Raw genomic sequence first — 23,182 nt, forward strand, 5'->3', positions numbered from 1 at the left:
AAGGGCCCGCTCCCGCGAGATGATCGCGGGAGCGGGCCCTTCGGGTTCGTGCGTACGGCGACCGGTCAGGCGTCGAAGACCTCGGCGACCAGTTGGGCCTGCTCGGCCTGGTGGCGCTTGGCCGAGCCGACCGCCGGGGACGAGCTGTGCGGCCGCGAGATGCGGCGCAGGCGCTCACCGTGCGGGACGTCGGCGCCGACGGCCAGGTCCAGGTGGTCGATCAGGTTCAGGGCGATGAACGGCCAGGCGCCCTGGTTGGCCGGCTCCTCCTGGGTCCAGAGGTACTTCTCGGCGTTCGGGTACTTGGCGATCTCGGCCTGCAGCTCGGCACCCGGCAGCGGGTACAGGCGCTCCAGACGGATGATGGCGGTGTCCGTGACGCCACGCTTCGTACGCTCGGCCTCCAGGTCGTAGTAGACCTTGCCGGCGCAGAAGACGACCTTGCGGACGTCGTTCGGGTTCACCGAGTCGTCGCCGATCACCGGGCGGAAGCCGCCGGTGGTGAACTCCTCCACCTTCGACGCGGCCGCCTTGAGGCGGAGCATCGACTTCGGGGTGAAGACGATCAGCGGCTTGTGGTGCGGGTTGTGCACCTGCCACCGCAGGAGGTGGAAGTAGTTCGACGGCAGGGTCGGCATCGCGACCGTCATGTTGTTCTGCGCGCACAGCGTGAGGAAGCGCTCCGGGCGGGCGGACGAGTGGTCCGGGCCCTGGCCCTCGTAGCCGTGCGGCAGCAGCAGCGTGACGCCGGAGGTCTGGCCCCACTTCTGCTCGGCCGAGGAGATGAACTCGTCGACGACGGTCTGCGCGCCGTTGACGAAGTCACCGAACTGGGCCTCCCAGATGACCAGCGATTCCGGGCGGGCCAGCGAGTAGCCGTACTCGAAGCCCATCGCCGCGTACTCGCTGAGCAGCGAGTCGTAGACGTTGTAACGGGCCTGGTCGTCGGCGAGGTAGAGCAGCGGGGTGTAGTCCTCGCCGTCCACCTGGTCGACGAGAACCGCGTGCCGCTGGCCGAAGGTGCCGCGGCGGGTGTCCTGGCCGGCGAGCCGGACCGGGGTGCCCTCCATCAGCAGCGAACCGATGGCCAGGGTCTCGCCCATGCCCCAGTCGATCGTGCCGTTCTCCACCGAGGCCGCGCGACGCTGCATCTGCGGCATCAGACGGGGGTGGACGGTGATCCGGTCGGGGATGTTGACCTGCGACTCCGCGATGACCTTGACGACCTCCTGGGAGATCGCGGTGGTCACGGCGACCGGGAACTCGGGCTGGACCTCGGGGGTCTGCGCCGGAGCCGGCAGCGAGGTGGCCTCGCGGACCTCCGCGAAGACCTTCTCCAGCTGGCCCTGGAAGTCCTGGAGCGCCTGCTCGGCCTCTTCCAGCGTGATGTCGCCGCGACCGATGAGGGACTCGGTGTAGAGCTTGCGCACCGAGCGCTTCTTGTCGATCAGGGTGTACATCTGCGGGTTGGTGAACTCCGGGTTGTCGCCCTCGTTGTGACCGCGGCGGCGGTAGCAGATGAGGTCGATCACGACGTCCTTGTTGAACGCCTGCCGGAACTCGAAGGCGAGCCGGGCGACCCGGACGACGGCCTCGGGGTCGTCGCCGTTGACGTGGATGATCGGCGCCTCGATCATGCGCGCCACGTCGGTGGCGTACATCGAGGAGCGCGAGGACTCCGGGGCGGCGGTGAAGCCGACCTGGTTGTTGATCACCACGTGCACCGTGCCGCCGGTGCGGTAGCCGCGCAGCTGCGACATGTTGAGCGTCTCGGCGACGACGCCCTGGCCCGCGAAGGCCGCGTCGCCGTGGAGCGCGACGGGCAGGACGGTGAAGTCCGTGCCGCCCTTGTTGATGATGTCCTGCTTGGCGCGGGCGATGCCCTCCAGGACCGGGTCGACCGCCTCCAGGTGCGAGGGGTTGGCGGCCAGCGAGACCTTGATCTGCTCGCCGTCCAGACCGGTGAAGGTGCCCTCGGCGCCCAGGTGGTACTTCACGTCGCCGGAGCCGTGCATCGACCGGGGGTCGAGGTTGCCCTCGAACTCGCGGAAGATCTGCGCGTACGACTTGCCGACGATGTTCGCCAGCACGTTCAGCCGGCCGCGGTGGGCCATGCCGATGACGACCTCGTCGAGGCGGGCCTCGGCGGCGGAGTCGATGACCGCGTCGAGCAGCGGGATGACGGACTCGCCGCCCTCCAGCGAGAACCGCTTCTGGCCGACGTACTTGGTCTGCAGGAACGTCTCGAACGCCTCGGCGGCGTTCAGCCGGCGCAGGATGCGCAGCTGCTCCTCGCGCTCGGGCTGCTGGGCGCGCGGGCGCTCCACCCGGTCCTGGAGCCACTTGCGCTGCTTCGGGTCCTGGATGTGCATGAACTCGATGCCGGTGGTGCGGCAGTACGACTCACGCAGCACGCCGAGGATGTCGCGGAGCTTCATCATCGACTTGCCGGCGAAACCGCCGACCGCGAAGTCCCGCTCCAGGTCCCACAGGGTGAGGCCGTGCTCGGTGATGTCCAGGTCGGGGTGCTTGCGCTGGCGGTACTCCAGCGGGTCGGTGTCGGCCATGACGTGGCCGCGGACCCGGTAGGAGTGGATCAGCTCGAAGACCCGCGCGGCCTTGGTCACGTCGTTGTCGTGCGAGGCGTCGATGTCCGTGAGCCAGCGGACCGGCTCGTACGGGATGCGCAGCGACTTGAAGATCTCGTCGTAGAACTCGTTCTCGCCGAGCAGGAGCTGGGCGACGATCCGCAGGAACTCGCCGGAGGCGGCGCCCTGGATGACCCGGTGGTCGTACGTCGAGGTCAGCGTCATGACCTTGGAGATGCCCAGCTTGTTCAGGGTGTCCTGGGAGGTGCCCTGGAACTCGGCGGGGTAGTCCATCGCGCCGACGCCCATGATGAGGCCCTGGCCGGGCATCAGGCGGGGCACGGAGTGCACGGTGCCGATGCCGCCGGGGTTGGTCAGCGAGGCGGTGACTCCGGTGAAGTCGTCCATGCCGAGCTTGCCGTTGCGGGCGCGGCGGACGATGTCCTCGTAGGCCTGCCAGAACTCGAAGAAGTTGAGCGTCTCGGCCTTCTTGATGGCCGCGACGACCAGCTGGCGGTCGCCGTTCGCCTTCACCAGGTCGATGGCCAGACCGAGGTTGACGTGCTCCGGCTTGACCAGGGTCGGCTTGCCGTCCTTCACCGCGAAGGACTGGTTCATCGCCGGCATGGCCTTGAGGGCCTGCACCATCGCGTACCCGATGAGGTGCGTGAAGGAGATCTTCCCGCCGCGGGCGCGCTTGAGGTGGTTGTTGATGACGATGCGGTTGTCGAAGAGCAGCTTCACCGGAACGGCGCGGACGGACGTGGCCGTCGGCAGCTCAAGCGAGGCGTTCATGTTCTTCGCGACGGCGGCCGACGGGCCGCGCAGCGTCACGTACTCCGGGCCGGCCGGGGCCTCGGTGGCCGGAGCCGCCGCAGCCTTCACCGGGGCCTCGGCCGGCTTCGCGGCCGGCACGGCCTTCGCCGGTGCTGCCGGGGCAACGACGGCGGGGGCGGCGGAGGCGGCCTGTGCGGGCGCCGGAGCCGCGGGCGCCGGAGCAGGCGCGGCCGGAGCCGGGGCCTGCGCCCCAGGTGCCTGGGGTGTGGTGGTCGGCGCGGTGGCGGCCGGGGCCGGGGTCACCGCAGCCCCCGCGGCTGCGGCGCCGGGAACGGGCTTGTCCGCCGTGCCGGACGTACCCGGCTTGTAGTCGGCGAAGAAGTCCCACCAGGCGCGATCGACCGAATTGGGGTCCTGGAGGTACTGCTGGTAGATCTCGTCGACGAGCCACTCATTGGGGCCGAAAGCCGCAGCCGGGTCGGAACCCGGGCTGGCTTGGTCGGTCGAGATGCTCGAGTTACTGGGGGACTGAGACGACACGGCGGCAACCGCCCTCTTCCGCTTCACAAGGTGATGGACAGCGGAAATCAAGGCTACGCCTCCCGAGCCGTTCCATGGAGGCCGGGCCGGTCTTCGTCGTGCAAGTCACATCGGAAGGCGGGTTTCGGCGCAGGAAATGGCGGGAAACAAGCATGGTTCCGCTGCACTTCGGGTACGCAGGGCCGCAGCTACGGCCCCCTGGACCGTACCCCTGAAAGAGAACACGCAGAACGTTCCCTTCCGGTTCGAACCCTATGTCAACCTCGCGGTTGCGGGATGCCCGGAAGAGTGACCTGAATGCGGCAGCCGCGTCCGGATTCGGCCACACCGATGCGACCGCCGTGCAGATCCACCGCCCAGCGGGCGATCGCCAGGCCCAGACCCGTACCGCCGTCGCTGCCGGGACCGTGCGGGGACGGCACCTCACCGCGGTTGAAACGCTCGAAGACCCGGTGCCGCTCGGACTCCGGAATGCCCGGACCCTCGTCCAGGACCTCCAGTGCCAGGGACTCCGGCCCGGCTCCGCGCCGGGCCAGGACGGTGACCCGGCCGTGCGGCGGGCTGTGCTTGACGGCGTTGTCGATGAGGTTGGCCACCACCTGGTGCAGCCGTTCCGCGTCCGCGTGCGCGGTCAGCTCGGGCGGCGACACGTCCAGATGCAGATGGACGTCCTTGCGGGCGTGGTTCCCGGAACCGGAGGGCAGCCGACGGTGCGAGGCGGCGAGATTCGCCTCCTTCAGCACGCCCGAGAGATACGGCCACACCTCGAAACGGCGGGCCTTCAGCGTGACCACACCGCTGTCCAGACGGGACAGGTCCAGCAGCGTCTCCACCAGCCTGCCGAGCCGCTCGGTCTGCTTCAGGGCCGTGCGCATGGTCTCCGGATCGGCCGACGACACCCCGTCCACGACGTTCTCCAGCACGGCTCTCAGCGCCGCGATGGGTGTCCGCAGCTCATGGGACACATTGGCCACCAGCTCCTTGCGGTGCCGGTCCACGGCCTCCAGATCGTCCGCCATGAGGTTGATCGTCTGGGCCAGGTCGCCGAGCTCGTCACGCCGGCCGGCGCCGCTCACCCGTCTGGTGTAGTCGCCGTGCGATATCGACCGGGCCACGGTCGTCATCTCGTCCAGCGGCGCCGTCAGGCCGTGCGCCACGAACTGGGTGATCAGCAGGGTCGCGATCACCGAGAAGACCGTGATGAAGCGCAGCTCCGTCCTGGTGCGCAGGGCCACCATCAGCAGCCCGGTGGTGATGAACACCGAGACCACCACGAGCGTGCCCAGCTTGGCCTTGACCGAAAAGGGACGCAATCCGGAACCGGTCCGGGTCATGGCGCCGGGGTCTCCAGGGCGTAGCCGACACCGTGCACGGTACGGATCCGCTCCGCACCGATCTTCCGGCGCAGCGCCTTGATGTGACTGTCGACGGTACGGGTGCCGGAGGCGTCCGCCCAGTCCCAGACCTCGGCCAGCAGCTGCTCCCGGGAGAGCACCGCGCGCGGCGTATTGGCCAGGCAGACCAGCAGGTCGAACTCGGTCGGCGTGAGGTGGACGTCATCGGTGCGCACCCGGACCCGGCGCTGCGCGTGATCGATCTCCAGCTCACCGAGGCGCAGTATGCCGCTGCGCGGAGTGACCGCGGCCAGCGCCGCACGCTCGACCCGGCGCAGCAGGACATGCACCCGGGCCGCCAGCTCGCGCATCGAGAACGGCTTGGTCATGTAGTCGTCGGCGCCGACCCCGAGGCCGACCAGCATGTCGGTCTCGTCGTCCCTGGCGGTCAGCATCAGCACCGGCACCGGCCGCTGGGCCTGCACACGGCGGCAGACCTCCAGGCCGTCGAAGCCGGGGAGCATGATGTCGAGCACCATCAGATCGGGCTGCCACGCCTCGGCCGCGTCCACGGCCGCGGGCCCGTCGAGTGCGGTCTGCACCAGAAAGCCCTCGGCCCGCAGCCGGGCGGAAATGGCATCGACGATCGTGACGTCGTCCTCGACCACCAGCACCCGGCGCTGCGCGCCCGGGGTGGCCGCGACACCGTTGTGGGTGGTGTGTGTCTGTTCCATCGCCCCGCCCCTGCCCGTTCTCACGGGGGCCATTCCCCCGGACGCACGGTCTTCGCTTGTGGATGTCATGGGTGATCCCGTCACCGGTCAGCAGCGTAAAGGCAGCGGACTGCTCTCGGCTACGCAGGGTGTAACGGCTTGGGTGCGACGAAGTGGCGGAGTGTCGGCCTTGTGGCGCTTGGCCCCGGGCGTCCGGGGGCCGTGGATACCCGGTGGGGGCTCTCAGCCTGTCCGAAGTGCGAGATGCACCACGTCGGGAACACCTCGGGCAACACGGATCTCTTCCGTCCTTACCCCGCTGAATCCGGCATTCCGCAGGCTCTGTTCGAAGTCTGCGGACGGCTGCGCGGACCAGACCGCGAGAACGCCGCCCGGCGTCAGCCGCTCCCGGCAGTCCGCCAGACCGGCGGGGGAGTACAGGCTCATGTTGTCCTCGGTGACGGTCCAGTCCGGCCCGTTGTCGATGTCGAGGCACAGCGCGTCGTAACGGTCCGTAGTCGTATGCAGGTACGCGACGAGATCCGTCGTCAGGATCTCGGTCCGCGGATCAGCGAGCGCCGCACCGGAGATCCTCGCCAGCGGCCCCTCCCGGTGCCAGTCCACGATCGCCTGCTCCCGCTCGACGACGGCGATCCGCCCCCACCGCGGCTCGGCGGCGGCCCGCACGAGCGAGAACCCGACCCCGAGCCCCCCGATGAGCACCGACGGCGCCGTCCGGCCCGCGGGCAGCGCGGCCAGCGCCGCGTCGATCAGCAGCCGCTCGGACCGCCCGTCCGAGGTGTCCATGAGGAAGCATCCGTTGGCGATGATCTCGAAGCCGTCACCCCGCTCCCGCAGGACGACCTCGCCGTACGGGCCTTCCCGGCGGTCGAGCGTGACGGGGGCGAGGGTGTCGAGGCCGTGGATGTGGGGCATGGTGCGGGTCTCCGGTGGATGGCGGACACGGTCACCGCCATCCTGGCCGCTCGACGCGGCCGGGGCCAGCGGATTGCCGGATCCGCCCGATCCATCCGATCCGTCCGGGGGAGCGTGCGCCGTTGCGCGGCCTGGGGCGTGCGACGGACGAGAGTTACGCGCTCCGGGGGGCGCGGAACATCCAGGGTTACGCGCTCTCCGGGCGTGCGCCGCCGAGAGTCACGTGCTCTCCGGGCGTGCGCCGCGCACCGCGAGGAGGACCGCCCCGATCACGTACGCCGTCAGGGCCACTGCCCATGCCGCGCCCTGCGGGCCCGGCTGCATCGGCCACGCCCCACACCGCCGCCGCGCCGTCGTGGGTGCAGGGCGCCACCAGATAGACGGCGCCGCCGTAGACCGTCATCGGCAGCCAGCTCAGCCGGGCACCGATCAGCGCGGCGGAGGCCGCGGCCACCCCGGTCGCGCCGAGCACGTTGCGCACCATGGCCGGTGCGCCGAACGCCTCCGGGTGCCCGGGGACCGCCAGCGCGAGCGCCCCGGCCGTCAGCACGGTCAGGGCCAGCAGATGCAGCAGCCGGCGCGGCCACCAGCGCCGTACGCCGGTCCGGTCCAGCTCGTCGCTGGGCGCGTGCAGGCTGGTGCCGATCGCGGCGGAGGCGAGCAGCGGGGCCAGCACGACGACCGGGATGCGGGCGGTGTGGTCGAAGTGCGGCCTGGTTTCCAGCCAGTGGGCCGCACCTGCGGCCACGAGAACGATGCCGGCCAGGGCGACGGCGGTGAGGGGGAGGGCGCGCGAGCGGATATAGAGGACAGGGACGGGCGGTGCGGCGTGGATCGGCCGGTGGCTCACACGTCTCCAGATGGTCGAAGGATCTACGGCGTACGGCGAGCAGCACGGCGCACCCCAGCGCCCCGGCCGCCCTGTGCGGCGGGCTGCGCGAAGTACCGCGCGGCCTCGGCCGCCGGGGCGGGGACCCCCGGCGCGGAGGAGGTGGCGAAGGCGGGCAGGAGCACGGCGGCCGCCCACGCCACGGCGACGGACGAGGCGCCGTTACGGCAGCCGACGTACGAGCCGAGGGCGAGCGCCGCCAGCGTCATCGTCAGCCCCGGCAGCAGCCAGGCCGCCGGGCCCGGCCCGGCGGCGGACGGGGGCAGCGCAGGCCCCGGGAGAGTGAGCGCCGGAATGCTCGCGCCGAGCACCGCGGCGGTCCTGGTCAGCAGCAGCCGGAGCCCGCCGGACGGGGTGGCGGCGACGGTCTCGTGCATCGGGTCCGAATGCCGTCCGTAGGAGACGACGACCGTTCCTAGCCAGTGTGCATGAGTGGGTCCTGGACCCACTGATGTGTACTGGGCGCATCCCGAACGGTGTTGGATGCACTCGGTCCCCGCTTTCGCGTCCCGCTCGGCGGCACGCCTCCAGGGGCGTGGTCCGTTGCGGGTGGGCGGGTTCCGTCACGCCCCCGTGCACCTGGCCCGGCCTGGGCGGTCCGATGCCCCGCACGATCACTCCGGTCGTGTGGGGGCGGTGCCGTCCGACGCCGGACCGGGTGTCCGAGGGCGCGTCGTCCGATCGCGATACCGGCGGCATCGTGACGGGACATTCTGCGGTGCGGGGTGGCCAGCGGTTTCTGCCAGTGCTGGGCACCCCACATCGAGGTGTAGGCGGGGTCGACCGCGACAATGCTCAGGCCCTGTTCGGCTGCCATGGAGACCAGCCGGGCCTTGAGCTTCCCGGTCGGGATACCAGAGATCAGCTGCCGGAACCGTTTCCTGCGGCCGTGCTTCTCCCGGGTCTTCTCGGTCGTGAAGTCGAGGTCTTCGATGCCGATCGCGGTAACACCGGCCTGCTTGGCCCAGTGGAGCAGGCGGGTCAGCGCGTGACGGATCTGGGCGTCGCGATGAGCGGTGGTGCCGGACAGGTCGTAGAAGAACCGCCGGGGCTCGCCGTTGGGGTTGCCGTGCTGGTCGAGCTGGTAGGCGGCGAAGTGGTCGGCGTTGGTGTCGACGCCGATCACACCCCGGGCGCGGGCAGTCTCCAACGGGATGGTCTGCACGGTGGGGCGCTGCCAGGAGGCGGTGAGGTACCAGCGGCGACGGTCGGTGTCGAGGTGGATGCGGTAGGCGACGGCCCGGTTCGCAGTGACGCGGTCGGCCCACTCCGCGCCCCGGTGCGCAAACGCCACGGTCGAGGTGAGGGTGTACCGGCCGTACTTGGCGTTGGCCAGGTGCGCCAGCGGGGCGGGCAGTTTGACGCTCACCTCACCGTCCGGGGTGACGCGGATTGTTTCGTTCCCGAACCGCTTGCCCGACTCGCCGTCAGCAGCGATGAACCAGCGCTCCGCCTCCCAGCGCTCCCGCCACTGTTCCTCGGTGAGGTGGGCCCGGGTGAGGTGGTGGCGGGTGTTCAGGAGACGTCTGCCGCCCCGTACCACCCGGACGCGTCCGGCCTGCCGGTCACAGACGGCGGCGGCGTGCCGGGCTTCCAGCGCCGTGAGGCGGCGGGACTTGTGGAACCACTCGCCCTTGGAGCGGTAGCCGCCTGCGGCCCGCTTCGTTCCCGGCGCACCGATCGGGAGGGACAGGCGGTGCCGCAGCGTCCTGATCCCGGCCTCCAGATTCCGTACATATGCCGCCTGACAACGACGGGCGAGTGCCCACTGATCGTGTGTGGCTTTGGTGATCGCACCGGCGATCCGCGACGACGACTGTGCGGTCAGGTCCCGCTTGCGTGACGCCCAGGTGTCCGCGCTGTGCTCTAGGCCATCCGCACAACGGGCCCTGAGATCACGGGAAGCGAGTGCCCCCTGATGCTCACCGACCAGGCGGAGCACGTTCTCGTCCTGGGGTGTGAGGTGCTTGAGGCGGTCCCGGATTGCCACCCCGCACGGCCCGGGCACCACGAACGGCGCCGCCAACTCCCGCAAACCACCCATCACAACACCCCCTCCCCAAGACTGGAAACCTGCCACCCAGCCCAACGAGCAGCAGCCGCCAAGGTCACCCATTCGGCCCCAGAACCCCCGTTCCCACTCCCGCGAACCCGCCGCCAGGACTCACTCCCACTCACTACAACGCACTTCAACGCAGCAAACCGACAGCAGCTCGCAACCCCTCTATCGGCACCGGGCCCGGGTCGGTTCATACGTCGCTCATGTGGCTCAGGCCATAGACGGCGTGGGGGACGATCACGGAGGGTGGGACGTGTTTCAGGGGGCTTGTACGGAACTTCTACGGAAAGGGGCCTCGCGCGGTGCGTCAGGGTACGGACAGGGCGGTTCGGGAAGAACACCGCGAGGCTCCACTGCTCGACGCCATACCGCGTCAGCGCCGTACGGACGAGAGCGCCGCTCCTGAGGCCCGCGACGCCCGCAGGACCCGCGGGATCCGCGCGGCCCGCCGGTGGCTGCGGCTGCTGCCGACGCCCCTGGGGACACCGTTCACCTTCTGGTATCTGCTGGTGCTCGTCGCGACGTCCCTCTTCATGGAGTACGCCGATCCGGCCACCGTCGCCGCCGTGCTGCGCGAATCGAGCACGGACGTCGCGCACCTCGGCGACACCCCGTTGCTTGTCCTGGCCGCCAGCGCCCTGTGGGTAGTCGGCGGGCTCGGCTCCCCGTACGTCTTCGGTTTCGCTCTCGTGCTGACCGCGCTGGAACGCCGCATCGGCGGATGGCGCACCGCCGGGGTGTTCCTGCTCGGCCATGTCGTGGCGACGCTCGCCACGGAGATCCCGGTCGGGCTGTCGGTGGTGGCCGGTCATCTGCCGGAGTCCTCGCTGCACCGGCTCGACTACGGCATCAGCTTCGGACTGATGGCGAGCGTGGGTGCGCTCGCCGGGCTGCTCACGCCGTGGCTGCGGGTGCTGGTGCTCGGCGGGGTCGGCGCGATGCTGCTGCGTGATCTGTTGGAGCTCAGCAGCCCCCTCACCGAGTGGGGGCATCCCCTGGCGCTGGTGCTCGGCGTGGCCTGCTGGCCACTGCTGCGCAGGGCCGGTGCGGGCCGGGGCCCGGTGACCGGGGGTGCGGAGGTCAGGGGCGTGGGGCCTTCTCGCCGTGCACCGCGAGGTACTCGGCCGCCAGCCAGGGAGCCAGGTCGTCGATGAGCATCGCGAGAACGGCCGGGTCGGCGGACGGGACACGGCCCGTGCGCGCGGCCGTCCGCATCTGTTCGACCCGCTCCGGGTGGTCCGGGTAGTAGCCGGCGAACACCTCGGCGGACTCGGCCAGGTCGCTGGTCCAGCTGCCCCACCGCGGCATGACCAGCGTGAAGCCCGACCGGACGATGCGCCGGGCGGCGCCCCGGCTGAGGTTTCGGCGTTCGGCGTCCGTGGTGGCCTCGGCGGCCCGTCGCCGCCACCGGGGGAGCGAGAGATGGAGGTCCCCGTTGGTCTCGCGGGCGAGCAGCGGGGTGGGGCGGTAGTGCGGCAGCCGCGCGTCGAGGTCCTCGCCCAGCAGCGGGGTGCAGAGACAGGCGAGGAAGAAGCCGAGGTCGTTGCGTTCGAGTTCGCTCGTGACGGTCTCGGCGGCGACCAGGAGGACGCCGACGCCGTCGATCTGGTCGAACGACCCGTCCAGCTCGGCCTCGACGGCCCGGGCCGCCGCCAGGACGACCTCGGTGGGTTCGGCGCGCAGGGCGAGCAGCACGTCCAGGTCGGAGACGCCGGGAACGGCCGTGCCGCGCGGAATGCTGCCGTAGATGTACGCGCTGTGCAGCCTTGCGCCGCCGAACGTCTCGGCGATCCGGGCGCGGGCCGCGTCCACCACGGGGGCGAACACCGCCGGCATCCGGGTCAGCGAGCCTTCCCGCCGGATCGTCCCGTCCGGATTCAGCCCCCGGCCGCCACTGTCGCCGCCGTCTCCGCTGCCGTCATTCATGCGGTCACTCTGCATTGCTGCGTGCGCACAGCGTTCAGCTGATCGCTCACAGCGAACACGCTCCAGGGAACAATGAGCGGCTCACAAGCATTGAGTCTGCATAGCTCAACTTGACTGCCGAAGGGGAGATCATGGCTACCGAGTCCAATGCGGTCACTCCGCTCGCCCTGCCCGTGCTGCCGCTCGACGACGAGGTCGTGCTGCCCGGGATGGTGGTGCCTCTGGACCTGTCCGACACCGATGTACGCGCTGCCGTGGAGGCCGCACAGGCGGCGGCCCGCGAGGGCGGCGGCAAGCCCGAGGTGCTGCTTGTGCCACGGGTCGACGGTACGTACACCGGCACCGGTGTCATCGGCACCGTCGAGCAGGTCGGACGGCTCTCGGACGGGGATCCGGGCGCGCTCATCCGCGGCCGTGGCCGGGTGCGGATCGGGGCCGGGACCAGCGGTCCGGGCGGGGCGCTCTGGGTGGAGGGGACGCGGGTCGACGAGGCCGTCCCCGATCCACTCCCCGGGGCCGCCGCCGAGCTGGTCAAGGAGTACAAGGCGCTCGCCACCAGCTGGCTGAAGAAGCGCGGCGCCTGGCAGGTCGTGGACCGGGTCCAGCAGATCGAGGACATCTCCGCGCTCGCCGACAATTCCGGTTACTCACCCTTCCTCACCACCGCCCAGAAGGTGCAGCTCCTGGAGACCGTCGACGCGGTCGCCCGGCTGAAGCTCGCCATCCAGTGGCTCGGTGAACACCTCGCCGAGCAGGACGTCGCCGAGTCCATCGCCAAGGACGTCCAGGAGGGCGTCGACAAGCAGCAGCGCGAATTCCTGCTGCGGCGCCAGCTCGACGCCGTACGCAAGGAGCTCGCCGAACTCAACGGGGACCCGGAGGACGAGTCCGACGACTACCGGGCGCGCGTCGAGGCCGCCGGCCTTCCCGAGCACGTCCGCGAGGCCGCGCTCAAAGAGGTCGACAAGCTGGAGCGTTCCTCCGACCAGAGTCCCGAGGGCTCCTGGATCAGGACCTGGCTCGACACCGTCCTCGAACTGCCGTGGACGGAGCGGACCGAGGACGCGTACGACATCCGCGGCGCCCAGCGGATCCTCGACGCCGAGCACGCGGGCCTGCAGGACGTGAAGGAGCGGATCACCGAGTACCTGGCGGTGCGCAAGCGGCGTGCCGACCGCGGCCTGGGCGTCGTCGGCGGGCGGCGCGGCGGTGCCGTGCTCGCGCTGGTGGGGCCGCCGGGCGTGGGCAAGACCTCGCTCGGTGAATCCGTCGCGCACGCCATGGGCCGCAAGTTCGTCCGCGTCGCGCTCGGCGGGGTACGGGACGAGGCGGAGATCCGCGGCCACCGGCGTACGTACGTCGGCGCCCTGCCGGGACGTATCGTCCGGGCCATCAAGGAGGCCGGTTCGATGAACCCGGTCGTCCTGCTCGACGAGATCGACAAGGTCGGCTCCGACTTCCGGGGCGACCCGGCGGCCGCCCTGCTCGAAGTCCTCGACCCGGCGCAGAACCACACCTTCCGCGACCATTACCTGGAGGTCGAACTCGACCTCAGCGACGTCGTCTTCCTGGCCACGGCCAATGTGCTCGAAGCCATCCCGGAAGCGCTGCTCGACCGGATGGAACTGGTCAGGCTCGACGGCTACACCGAGGACGAGAAGGTCGTCATCGCCCGTGACCACCTGCTTCCGCGCCAGCTGGAGCGGGCCGGTCTGGCGAAGGACGAGGTGACGCTCGACGAGTCCGCGCTGCGCAGGCTGGCCGGCGAGTACACCCGCGAGGCGGGCGTACGGAACCTGGAGCGGGCCGTCGCCCGGCTGCTCCGCAAGGTCGCGGCCCAGCACGAACTGGATGAGCGGGAGCTGCCGTTCACGGTCACCGAGGCGGATCTACGCGGTCTGATCGGACGGCCGCACCACGTCCCCGAGTCCGCCCAGGACCCGGCCGAGCGCCGTACCGCGGTGCCGGGCGTGGCCACCGGACTCGCGGTGACCGGCGCGGGCGGTGACGTGCTGTTCGTGGAGGCGTCGCTGGCCGACCCGGAGACCGGGGGGTCCGGACTGACCCTCACCGGTCAGCTCGGTGACGTCATGAAGGAGTCCGCGCAGATCGCGCTGAGCTTCCTGCGGTCGCACGGCGCGGAGCTGGAGCTGCCGGTCGCGGACCTGAAGGACCGCGGCGTGCACATCCACTTCCCGGCGGGCGCGGTCCCGAAGGACGGCCCGAGTGCCGGGATCACGATGACGACGGCGCTGGCCTCGCTGCTCTCCGGACGGCTGGTCCGTACGGATGTGGCGATGACCGGTGAAGTCTCGCTGACCGGGCGGGTGTTGCCGATCGGCGGCCTGAAGCAGAAGCTGCTGGCCGCGCACCGGGCCGGAATCACGACCGTGGTGATCCCGAAGCGGAACGAGGCGGACCTGGACGATGTCCCGGCCGAGGTCCTGGACACCCTGGAGGTCCACCCCGTGACGGATGTGCGCCAGGTGCTGGAGATCGCCCTCGCCCCGGCCTCCGCGGTCAGGCCCGAGGCAAGGATCCCGGCCGCGGCGTAGCGGCCATGGCGTGACGGACGTGGCCCCACGTGCGCGACCGGTACGGACGGCCCGCCTTCCCGGCAACGGGCGGGCGGGCCGTTCCGGCGTTCAGGACGTACGGGTGCGGGGCCGGCCGTTCCGCGCGGCCGGCCGCCGGCGGGCTCCGCCGTGCGGGCCGGTGTGCGGTCCCGACTTGGTGAAACGGGAGCGGCCCGCGGGCAACCGCGGCTGACGGCACCAGGGTTCGGCATCCGACGGGATCCCCGGCGCCCCTGCGCCGGGGATCCTCACGTTCCGTGCCTCACGGGTCAGGGGCGGTAGATGGTCCCCGGGACCGGCTCGGCGGGTGCCATCAGCTGCGGGATGGTGACGAAGGTGTAGCCCTGCTTCTTCAGCGCGTCGATGATGCCGGGCACGGCGGGCACCGTCCCCTTGTAGATGTCGTGCAGCAGGATGACGCCGTCCTTGCTCGCCTGGTCCAGGATGCGCTTCTTGATCAGCGCCGAGTCGTTCGTGGAGTAGTCCTTGGCGGTGGCGCTCCACAGGATCTGGGAGAGCCCCAGGTCCTTGCTGATGTCGGAGACGGTGTCGTCGGTGCGGCCCTGCGGCGGGCGCATCAGGCGCGGCTTCTTGCCGGTGATCTCCGCTATCGCGTCCTGCGTCTTCTCCAGCTCGGCGCGTATCTCGGCGGGCTTCCTGTCCGTCAGTATCTGGTGGGTCCAGGTGTGGTTGGCCACCTCGTGCCCCTCGGCGGCGAGCCTGCGCACGGTGTCGGGGTACTTCTTGACGTGGTTCTTGCCGAGCAGGAAGAAGGTCGCGTGCACCTTCTTCTCCTTGAGGATGTCCAGCAGATGCGGGGTGTTCTCGCCCGGTCCGGCGTCGAAGGTCAGCGCTATGCACTTCGCCTTGCGGCAGTCCACCGGGCCGAAGGAGCCCTTGGCGTCGGAGCCCGCGTCGCCACGCGCCGAGGCCGGCGCGGTGGTCTGCATGGAGCAGCCGCTCAGCGTCAGGGTGAGGGCCGTCACCAGGGCGGCGGCCAACCCCGTACCGATCGACTTCGTCTTCATGGACAAGGCGGGTCACTCCTCCGTGGCTGAACAAGGCACGCGATGTGCGGCAGAGAAGGACTATACACACGGGGTATACACCAGGTGCATAGGGGTCTTCGGTTCAGTTCGGAGGGTGAATTTCCTGGTCGGGGGCGTGAACAGGCTAGAGCCCCCGGTGACCGGGTGCGTCATCGGGGGCTCGGCCGTGTGACGGGGTGTCCGGCGCGGCGAGGCGGGTGGGCTCAGCCGTTGGCGAGCGCCTGCACGCGGTCGAGGGCGCCATTGAAGTGGCTGTGGTCGCCCACGTACGGGCCGGACGAGGTGTACTGCCACATCGTGTAGTAGCCCCAGCCGGCCGGGAGTTCGCCGACCGTGCTGTTGTAGCGGGCCACCCACAGCGGGTTGGTGGCGCCGAAGCCCGCGTTGTTCCCGGTGCAGCTCTGCCACCAACTGGTCGCGGTGTAGATCACCGCGTCACGGCCGGTGCGCGCCTTGTACGTGTTCACGAAGTCGCGGATCCAGTTGACCATGGCGGCCTGGCTCAGGCCGTAGCACTGGTCGCCGTACGGGTTCCACTCGATGTCGAGCGCGCCCGGCAGGGTCTTGCCGTCCTTGGACCAGCCGCCCCCGTGGTCCACGAAGTAGTTGGCCTGGACGGCGCCGCTCGTGGTGTTCGGGGTCGCGAAGTGGTACGAGCCCCGGATCATGCCGACGTTGTACGAGCCGTTGTACTGCTGGGCGAAGTAGGGGTTCGTGTAGTACGTCCCCTCGGTCGCCTTGGTGTAGGCCCACCTCACGCCGCTGTTCCAGAGCGTCGCCCAGTCGACGTTGCCCTGGTAGCTGGCGACGTCCACGCCTTCGGTCTGGGCGGCCCGGGTGTCGCGCGGCAGTCCGCCCTGGCCGTCGTGGGCGACGACACCCATACCCATCGTGGCCGTGCCACGGGCGGGCTTCTTGGCCGCAGTGGCGGTGTCGTTGGTTCCTGCGGCGCTCGCCGCGCCGGGCAGGGTGAGGAGGAGGGAGAGGGCTGCGAGCAGGGTCCCGGCCGCTGCGAGGCGCGAGCGGCGGGATGTTCTGGAAGCGGATCTGAGCACCGGCATGTGAGTGCCTCCGAGGCCTTGGTGGGGGGACGTGCTGATCCCAGGGGCACGGGGAGTACCCCTGTCGGCATGTCATGGTGTGAACATGCCATGTATGACGCTACGCACGTAGACCCGTGCTGCGGAAGGGGGCCTGCGAGCTGCCGTTGGTCTACGCCTGCGAAATAATGGCCGAGCTGCGGCGATGACCAGCGGCGAAAGAAACTGATCGCGGCAGGAAAGCTCATGAGGGGTGTTGACGTGCACGGGAGCGAAAGTGGTGGTGAACCCGGCGCGACCGGAGAAGGTGGTGTGGACCACGCATTCCTCGCCCTGGAGCGGGAGTTGGCCGTCTTTTTGCGCCGGGCGCGGGCCAACTCCGGCGAAATGGCGCGCGAGGTCCACCCCGAACTGGAGGCCGCAGCCTACGGACTTCTTGTACGGCTGGAGTCGGCCGGGCAGCAGCGGGCCACCGATCTCGCGGCCTACTTCGGGGTCGGGAAGGCGACGATGAGCCGTCAACTGCGGGCCCTGGAGGACCTCGGACTGGTGGCACGCGAACCCGACCCGGCCGACGGCCGGGCCTTTCTCGTCCACCTCACCGCCGAGGGGCTGGCCCGCTACCGCAGCGTCCGCGACGCCCGCCGCGACCGCTATGTGCGCAAGCTCGCCGACTGGGACCGGGTCGAGGTGGCCGAACTGGCCAGGCTGCTGCACCACTTGAACGCCCGCGCGGAGGACTGACACCCGGCCCCGGCTCGGGCTCGGGCTCCGGCTCGGGCTCGGGCTCCGGTTCCGGTTCGGGCCCGGCTCCGTCCTCCCGGCTCGGGCTCCGGCACCGTTCCCGGTTCGGGTCCCGGCCTCAGCTCGGGCCCCGGCCCAGGCCCAGGCCCTGGCTCGGGCTCCGGCTCGGGCTCCGGCTCGGGCTCCGGCTCGGGCTCCGGCTCGGGCTCCGGTTCGGGCCCGGCTCCGTCCTCCCGGCTCGGGCTCCGACACCGTTCCCGGTTCGGGTCCCGGCCTCAGCTCGGGCCCTGGCCCTGGCCCTGGCCCCGCCCCCTGTCACAGCAGTGCGTAGATCGCCGTCGCGTCGTCATGCGTCTTGCCGCGGCGCAGAAACGTGCGTTTCGTGTCCGCGTCCTCCAGCGCCCTGACCCGGTCGATCAGCCCCTGGGGTCCCTCCTTGTGGAGCACCCCGAGGCAGTCCGCCCAATCGCCCTCGTGGAACATCTCCGTCCAGCGGGCCGCCCCGTCGGTCATCGCGGCCAGCGCCCGCACTCGGTCGAGCGGGGTGCGTCCGGTGACCGCGCGGGCCGCCACGGCGGGATCGGCGGCAGCCGTGAAGAAGCCGCCCTCCTTGTTCCGCACCGTGGCGTCGGCGATCGCTTCACTGGCCAGCGAGCCCGGCGGCAGGCGGTCCAGCCGGTCGTCGAGGAGGGGGCGCACGGTTCCATCGGGCGCCTCGAACAGCAGTGCGGAATCGGAGAGCACCAGGTGCTCGACCTCGCGTTCGTCCCAGCGCGCCACGACGACCGTCGCCTGTGGGGTGCGTACGTGAGAAAGGTCACACGTGGAGCGGTGTGCGCCGGCGGTGCGCCGAATGGACTCGGCCAGAATCTCCTGGAGGGTCAGATCCCGTCGTGAACCGGACAGTTCGACCAGCGCGCCACCCAGTCGCGCGGTGAACCAGGGGACCGAGTGCACACAACCGTCGTCACCCGGTGGCGGAGTCACTCCGTCGAGCAGGATCAGCGTCCCGCCCTGGGCGGAAGCGGGCAGGGCGGTCGCGGCCCAGTCCTCGTTCGGGCGTTCGGGGCTGCCGGGGGCGGTCGTGAGTTCCATGCGCATGCAGCCAGTCTGCACGATGCCTTCACGAGCCCTGCACGGTCCGGATATTGGCCTGTACTGGCAGGTCAGACGGATGCCAGGAGCGGAAGGAATGGCTCCGTACGGCGTGCGGGCGGGCATCCTGCCAAAGCCCGGGCGGAAGTTCCAGCCGACGGGCCAGGTGTGCCGGGCGCACCCCGAGGGGAGACTTGTTCGTCAACTCCGGAGTGATGTTCACTCGTTCAGGTGGCGGAGTGGTTGATGCGCGCCCCCCTCTCAAAAGCACTGGAATGGTCAGAAGCCGTACCAGCGGTCGGGGGCGCTCGTTCATATGTGACCGTGCGTCACCTCTGCTTCAAGGGCGGACGAGTCAAGATTGCGAGCACCGGTGCAGAAGAAGCGGCCTCGGAGCAAGGGCAGTAGGCACAGCGGTTCCGGGGTGACGCCTCCGGCACCCGCCGAGAGCGAGGGCACCCGTCGTAAAGTGCGCGTACGCAGCCGGCTGGTCGCCGGTGTCGCGGTCGTCGGTATCACCGTCATCGCCGCGGGCGCGCCGGCGGCCCTCAGCGCCTCCGCCGACCTCAACGACTCACAGCGGCTGGTCACCCTCGCCGAGCTGAACCAGCAGGCCATCGCGCTGGCCCACGCCCTCGCCGACGAGCGTGACGAGGTCACCACCTACATCGCGGCCGGCCGCGGCGAGGAGTCCGGCCCGGCGGGTGAGGGCAAGGGCGACCCCGGCAGCCGGAGCGCCCGCGTCGACCAGCGGGTGGACGAGATCAGGGAAGCGGCCCCGGCCGCACTGCGCCGCGACCTCTCCACCATCCCCTCCCTGCGCCGCGACGCGCTCAGCGGCAAGGGCACGGTGCTGGCCGCCCATGAGGCGTACTCCGAGGTCATTGCCAAGCTCCTCGACCTCGCCGAGGAACTCGCCGAGAAGACCCCGCCGCGCGCCGCCGAGGCCACCCGCGCCCCGCTCGCGCTCGGCCGGGCCACCGAGCAGGCCTCCGCAACCCGCGGGCTGCTCCTCGCCGCGCTCGCCGTACCCCGTACCACCACGCTTCCGCAGACCGACCCGATCACCGGGCTGCCCCTCCAGACCCAGGACCAGGGCAGCAGCAAGGACGACCGCACCCGTGACGAGCTGAGCGCCGCCGCCCAGCAGGCCCGGGTCCGCGAACTCTCCTCGCTCGCCGACTTCGACCAGGCCGCGGGCTCCACCGCCCGCGACAAGCTGTCGTCCACCGTCACCGGGCCGGAGGTCAACAGGGCGGAGAAGTACCTCAACTCCCTCACCGACCGCCCCGAGCTGTCCGAGTCCGACCAGCAGACCAGCAGCAAGAAGGTCGAGACGGCCCTCTCCGCCCGGATCGACCGGATGCGGGGCGTCGAGTCCGCCCTCGGCACAGCACAGGTCCAGCACCTGGAGCAGCTGCGCGACGACGACGTCACCGCGCTCGAACTGCGGATCGCGCTGCTCGGCGGCTGCCTGCTGATCGCCGTCGGTGTCTCCACCGCCGTGGCCCGTACCCTCACCCAGCCGCTCGCCGTCCTGCGGATCGGCGCCGCCCGCCTCGCCACTGAGCCCGACAACGCCGAACCGGTCCGCTACACCGGCCGCAACGACGAGTTCGCCCAGGTCGTACGGTCCATCAACGCCCTGCACGGCAAGCTGCACGGACTGCTCAACGAGTTCAACGGCCGCTTCGAGAGCCTGCAGACCGAGCGCGCCGAGCTGGTCGCCGGACGCGAGGCGCTCACCCTCCAGCGCGCCGAACTCCAGGTCATGGCGTCCGACCTCACCGCCCAGCTGGAAGCGCTGAAGAACACGGTCCACCACACCTTCGTCAACCTCTCGCTGCGCACCCTCGGCCTCGTCGAGCGCCAGCTCGGTGTCATCGAGAACCTGGAGGAGCGCGAGCACGACCCGGAGCGGCTGGCCACCCTCTTCAAGCTCGACCACATGGCCACGGTCATGCGCCGGCACAGCGAGAACATGCTGGTCCTCGCGGGCGCCGAGCACGGGCACGGGCACGCGGGCCCGATTCCGCTGGTCGACGTGTTGCGCGCGGCCGTCTCCGAGATCGAGCGGTACGAGCGGGTCACCATCCAGTCCCTGCCGCCGCACGCCCAGATCGCCGGTTTCGCCGCCGACGACCTCAGCCACCTCGTCGCCGAACTCCTGGAGAACGCGACTTCGTTCTCCCCGCCGGACTCCCATGTCCAGCTCTCCGGCTGGCTGCTGGAGACCGGCGAGGTGATGCTCTCTGTCCAGGACGAGGGCATCGGGATGTCGGCCGAACGGATGAGCGAGCTCAACACCCGGCTCGGCGACCCCACCCTGTTCGACGCGGGGGAGCGGGACGACAAGCAGACGCCCGGCGCCGGACTCGGCCTCCAGGTCACCTCGCTGCTGGCTGCCCGCCACGGCGTACGCGTCCAGCTGCGCGGCAACAACGGCAGCGGGGTCACGGCGGTCGTCGTCCTGCCCCAGGCCCTGCTGCCGAAGGCGCCGCCGGCCGCCACGCCGCCGCCGCTGAAGGTCCCCGGCGAAGCGCCCGCGCTGAACCTTCCGGGGTCGGTCGCCGAGGCCAACTCCAACGCATTGCCGACGCGCACGCTCGCCCTGCCCGGCGACCCGCTGATCGCCGCGGCCGAGCAGACGATCCGCGAGTCCGGGGCGGACGTCGCCGAGCCTGTGTCCGCGCCTGTTTCCGAGCACGTTTCCGAGCCCGGGTACGCGCCCGCTTCCGCGCCTGTTTCCGAGCCCGGGTACGCGGTGGACAACGCCCCGGCCTTCGCCGAGGCCGAGGCCGAGACCACGATGCAGGTCCGGCTCCCGGTGGTGCCGGAGTTCGCCGACGTCCCCGAGTTCAGGTCTCCCGACCCGTATGCCATCGGCCCCGACCGCCACGAGCGCACCGTCGACGAGTTCCCGACCCCGACCCCGACCCCGACCCCGACCCCGACCCCGACTCCGGCCCCGACTCCGGCCCCGGCCCCCGCGCCCGTCGCCGACGCCCTGCCAGGCCCCCGCATGGCGGAGCCGCAGGAGCGCATCACGGACAAGGGGCTGCCCAAGCGCACCCCCAAGGTCGTCAAGCCCAGCACGGCATCCAGCACGGAGCGCAAGGGCAACCTGGACAAGGAGGCGCTGCGCCGTCGGCTGGGCGGCTTCCACCAGGGCGCGAAGAACGGCCGCCGGGACGTCGAGGCGGAGATCTCCGAGATCACGGCGACCCAGCCGTTCCCCGCGGCCGCGGCACACGCCGGGCGCCCCGCACGTACCGAGCACAGTGACCCGGCCGACCGTAACGACGGCCGAACCGATGAGACGGGGGACACAGTCGAGGAGGCACGCAGTTGACTGCGCCCAGCACATTCGGGCTGAGTACCGAAGCCCGGAACCTTCACTGGTTGCTGAGCAATCTGGTGGAGGAGGTGCCAGGGGTCCACTCGGTCACCGTCGTCTCGTCCGACGGACTGATGCTGCTCTCCTCCGACCCCGGCCATCTGATCACCCACGAGGCCACCGGCCGGCAGGACGGCCCCAGGGGCTCCAGCGCCGACCTGGCCACCATCGTCTCCGGCATCGGCAGCCTCACCATCGGCGCCGCCAAACTGATGGACGGCGGCGGCGTCAAGCAGACCATGGTCGCCATGGACGAGGGCAGCGTCTTCGTCATGTCGATCAGCGATGGCTCGCTGCTCGGTGTGCATGCCACCCCGGACTGCGACATGAGCGTCATCGCGTACCACATGGCGCTCTTCGTCGGCCGAGCCGGACACGTACTCACCCCCGAACTCCGCAGTGAATTGCGCAAATCGATGGAGAGCACCCAGTGACGCCCGCTGCTGAACCCGCCCGCAGGCTCCCCGTCCGCGGGTCCGACCGAAGGCCCGCACGGGTCCGCCCGTACTCCCTCACCGGCGGTCGCACCCGCTTCGGTCACGTCCTGCTCGTCGAGACGTTCGTCGCCGCGCTCGAAGCGCCCGAGGAACGCCGCGAGCTGACCAACGGCAACCTGACCACCCGGGTCATGCCGGAGCTTCAGGCCATCGTCGAGATCTGCCGCCGGATGCGTACCGTCGCGGAGATCTCCGCCCTGCTGAAGATGCCCCTCGGCGTGGTCCGGGTGCTGATCAGCGACTTGGCCGACCAGGGAAAGATCCGCGTGTACGGGACCGGTCACGGCACCGGCCAGCCCGACCGCGCACTGCTCGAAAGGGTGCTCAATGGACTCCGCCGTCTCTGAGTCGCCGCTCTTCGCCCCGCGCCGGCCGGGAGCCAAGAACCAGGCCGAAGAATCTCTGCAGGCCTGGCAGTTGGACCACACCAGGGCCCCCATCGCCACGAAGATCGTGGTCGCGGGCGGGTTCGGCGTGGGCAAGACGACCTTCGTGGGATCCGTCTCCGAGATCACGCCGCTGCAGACCGAAGCGATGATGACCCAGGCCAGCGAGGAGACCGACGATCTCACCGCGACGCCCGACAAGCTCACCACGACCGTCGCGATGGACTTCGGCCGGCTCACGCTCGACGACGACCTCGTCCTGTACGTGTTCGGCACACCGGGCCAGCAGCGCTTCTGGTTCATGTGGGACGACCTGGTGCGCGGCGCGATCGGCGCGGTCGTGCTCGCCGACACCCGGCGGCTCGCCGACTGCTTCCCCGCACTCGACTACTTCGAGAGCTGCGGCCTGCCGTACATCGTCGCCGTCAACCACTTCGAGGGAACACCGGGGTTCGAGCCGGAGGACGTCCGGGAGGCCCTGACTGTCCCGCCGCACGTGCCTGTTGTGATCATGGACGCGCGTAACAAGATCACTGTCGTCGAGTCGCTGCTGGCCCTCGTGGGCCACGCCCTCGACGCCACTCCGGCATAGGAGGGCGTTGAAGATCTCGGCCGGGCCGAGATCTTCAACATCCT

17 protein-coding genes and 1 pseudogene are annotated in these 23,182 nt (G+C 70.6%); 7 read left to right on the forward strand and 11 right to left on the reverse strand.

The features are described from left to right. Nucleotides 1-65 precede the first annotated feature (65 nt). The 7 genes and pseudogenes from OG306_RS26170 to OG306_RS26200 all read right to left on the reverse strand — a co-directional run bounded on the left by OG306_RS26170 (nt 66) and on the right by OG306_RS26200 (nt 9,821). A complete protein-coding gene (locus OG306_RS26170) occupies nt 66-3,905 on the reverse strand; it encodes a multifunctional oxoglutarate decarboxylase/oxoglutarate dehydrogenase thiamine pyrophosphate-binding subunit/dihydrolipoyllysine-residue succinyltransferase subunit (protein WP_327258775.1) in 3,840 nt (1,279 codons plus the stop codon). Between the two features lie 257 nt (nt 3,906-4,162). Beyond that, a complete protein-coding gene (locus OG306_RS26175; RefSeq protein ID WP_371665656.1) occupies nt 4,163-5,239 on the reverse strand; it encodes a HAMP domain-containing sensor histidine kinase in 1,077 nt (358 codons plus the stop codon). Further along, nucleotides 5,236-5,973 carry a response regulator transcription factor gene (locus OG306_RS26180; RefSeq protein ID WP_266748515.1) on the reverse strand — a complete coding sequence of 246 codons (738 nt, stop codon included), beginning with the start codon at nt 5,971-5,973 and terminating at the stop codon, nt 5,236-5,238. The genes OG306_RS26175 and OG306_RS26180 overlap by 4 nt, the downstream gene beginning before the upstream one ends. A gap of 222 nt (nt 5,974-6,195) precedes the next feature. Further along, on the reverse strand, nt 6,196-6,888 hold the full coding sequence (locus OG306_RS26185; protein WP_371665657.1) for a spermidine synthase: 693 nt from the start codon (nt 6,886-6,888) through the stop codon (nt 6,196-6,198). A 219-nt stretch (nt 6,889-7,107) separates the two neighbouring features. Further along, nucleotides 7,108-7,723: pseudogene (locus OG306_RS26190) on the reverse strand (hypothetical protein). A gap of 38 nt (nt 7,724-7,761) precedes the next feature. After that, nucleotides 7,762-8,154, reverse strand: coding sequence for a hypothetical protein (locus OG306_RS26195; RefSeq protein ID WP_266905457.1), 393 nt, complete (start codon nt 8,152-8,154; stop codon nt 7,762-7,764). 38 nt (nt 8,155-8,192) lie between these two features. Next, nucleotides 8,193-9,821 (reverse strand): transposase, encoded by a 1,629-nt coding sequence (locus tag OG306_RS26200; protein WP_266905456.1) that lies wholly within the window; start codon nt 9,819-9,821, stop codon nt 8,193-8,195. Nucleotides 9,822-10,138: 317 nt separating this feature from the next. Between OG306_RS26200 and OG306_RS26205 the strand changes: the two genes are divergently transcribed. Further along, complete coding sequence (locus OG306_RS26205; protein ID WP_266905455.1) at nt 10,139-10,990, forward strand: rhomboid-like protein; 852 nt, start codon at nt 10,139-10,141, stop codon at nt 10,988-10,990. Here OG306_RS26205 and OG306_RS26210 read toward each other — a convergent pair. Next, nucleotides 10,917-11,762, reverse strand: a complete 846-nt coding sequence (locus OG306_RS26210) for a nucleotidyltransferase (RefSeq protein ID WP_371665658.1) — start codon at nt 11,760-11,762, stop codon at nt 10,917-10,919. The two genes, OG306_RS26205 and OG306_RS26210, sit on opposite strands and share 74 nt — an antisense overlap. Nucleotides 11,763-11,893: 131 nt before the next feature. On the opposite strand from OG306_RS26210, the gene lon reads away from it, so the two are divergent. Further along, a complete protein-coding gene (gene lon, locus OG306_RS26215) occupies nt 11,894-14,317 on the forward strand; it encodes an endopeptidase La (protein ID WP_266748522.1) in 2,424 nt (807 codons plus the stop codon). A 290-nt stretch (nt 14,318-14,607) separates the two neighbouring features. On the opposite strand, the gene OG306_RS26220 is transcribed toward lon, so the two are convergent. Beyond that, a complete protein-coding gene (locus tag OG306_RS26220) occupies nt 14,608-15,366 on the reverse strand; it encodes a polysaccharide deacetylase family protein (RefSeq protein WP_266752439.1) in 759 nt (252 codons plus the stop codon). 224 nt (nt 15,367-15,590) lie between these two features. After that, entirely contained in the window at nt 15,591-16,448 is an 858-nt protein-coding gene (locus OG306_RS26225) for a lysozyme (RefSeq protein ID WP_266748523.1), read from the reverse strand. Between the two features lie 225 nt (nt 16,449-16,673). Between OG306_RS26225 and OG306_RS26230 the strand changes: the two genes are divergently transcribed. After that, the gene (locus tag OG306_RS26230) at nt 16,674-17,171 is read left to right on the forward strand and encodes a MarR family winged helix-turn-helix transcriptional regulator (protein WP_371665659.1); all 498 of its coding nucleotides are present in this window, start codon (nt 16,674-16,676) and stop codon (nt 17,169-17,171) included. Between the two features lie 315 nt (nt 17,172-17,486). On the opposite strand, the gene OG306_RS26235 is transcribed toward OG306_RS26230, so the two are convergent. Beyond that, nucleotides 17,487-18,272 carry a hypothetical protein gene (locus tag OG306_RS26235; protein WP_371665660.1) on the reverse strand — a complete coding sequence of 262 codons (786 nt, stop codon included), beginning with the start codon at nt 18,270-18,272 and terminating at the stop codon, nt 17,487-17,489. A 367-nt stretch (nt 18,273-18,639) separates the two neighbouring features. Between OG306_RS26235 and OG306_RS26240 the strand changes: the two genes are divergently transcribed. From OG306_RS26240 to OG306_RS26255, 4 genes are read left to right on the forward strand one after another with little or no spacing between them, the layout of a single operon-like run. Then, nucleotides 18,640-21,618, forward strand: coding sequence for a sensor histidine kinase (locus OG306_RS26240; RefSeq protein ID WP_266748525.1), 2,979 nt, complete (start codon nt 18,640-18,642; stop codon nt 21,616-21,618). Further along, nucleotides 21,615-22,097, forward strand: a complete 483-nt coding sequence (locus OG306_RS26245) for a roadblock/LC7 domain-containing protein (protein ID WP_266748526.1) — start codon at nt 21,615-21,617, stop codon at nt 22,095-22,097. Before OG306_RS26240 ends, OG306_RS26245 begins: the two co-directional genes overlap by 4 nt. After that, nucleotides 22,094-22,507 (forward strand): DUF742 domain-containing protein, encoded by a 414-nt coding sequence (locus tag OG306_RS26250; RefSeq protein WP_266748527.1) that lies wholly within the window; start codon nt 22,094-22,096, stop codon nt 22,505-22,507. Before OG306_RS26245 ends, OG306_RS26250 begins: the two co-directional genes overlap by 4 nt. Next, nucleotides 22,488-23,138: a GTP-binding protein gene (locus OG306_RS26255; RefSeq protein WP_266748528.1), complete on the forward strand. Its 651-nt coding sequence runs from the start codon at nt 22,488-22,490 to the stop codon at nt 23,136-23,138. Before OG306_RS26250 ends, OG306_RS26255 begins: the two co-directional genes overlap by 20 nt. Nucleotides 23,139-23,182 lie beyond the last annotated feature (44 nt).

This window comes from Streptomyces sp. NBC_01241, assembly GCF_041435435.1.
In the GTDB taxonomy this organism is placed as follows: domain Bacteria; phylum Actinomycetota; class Actinomycetes; order Streptomycetales; family Streptomycetaceae; genus Streptomyces.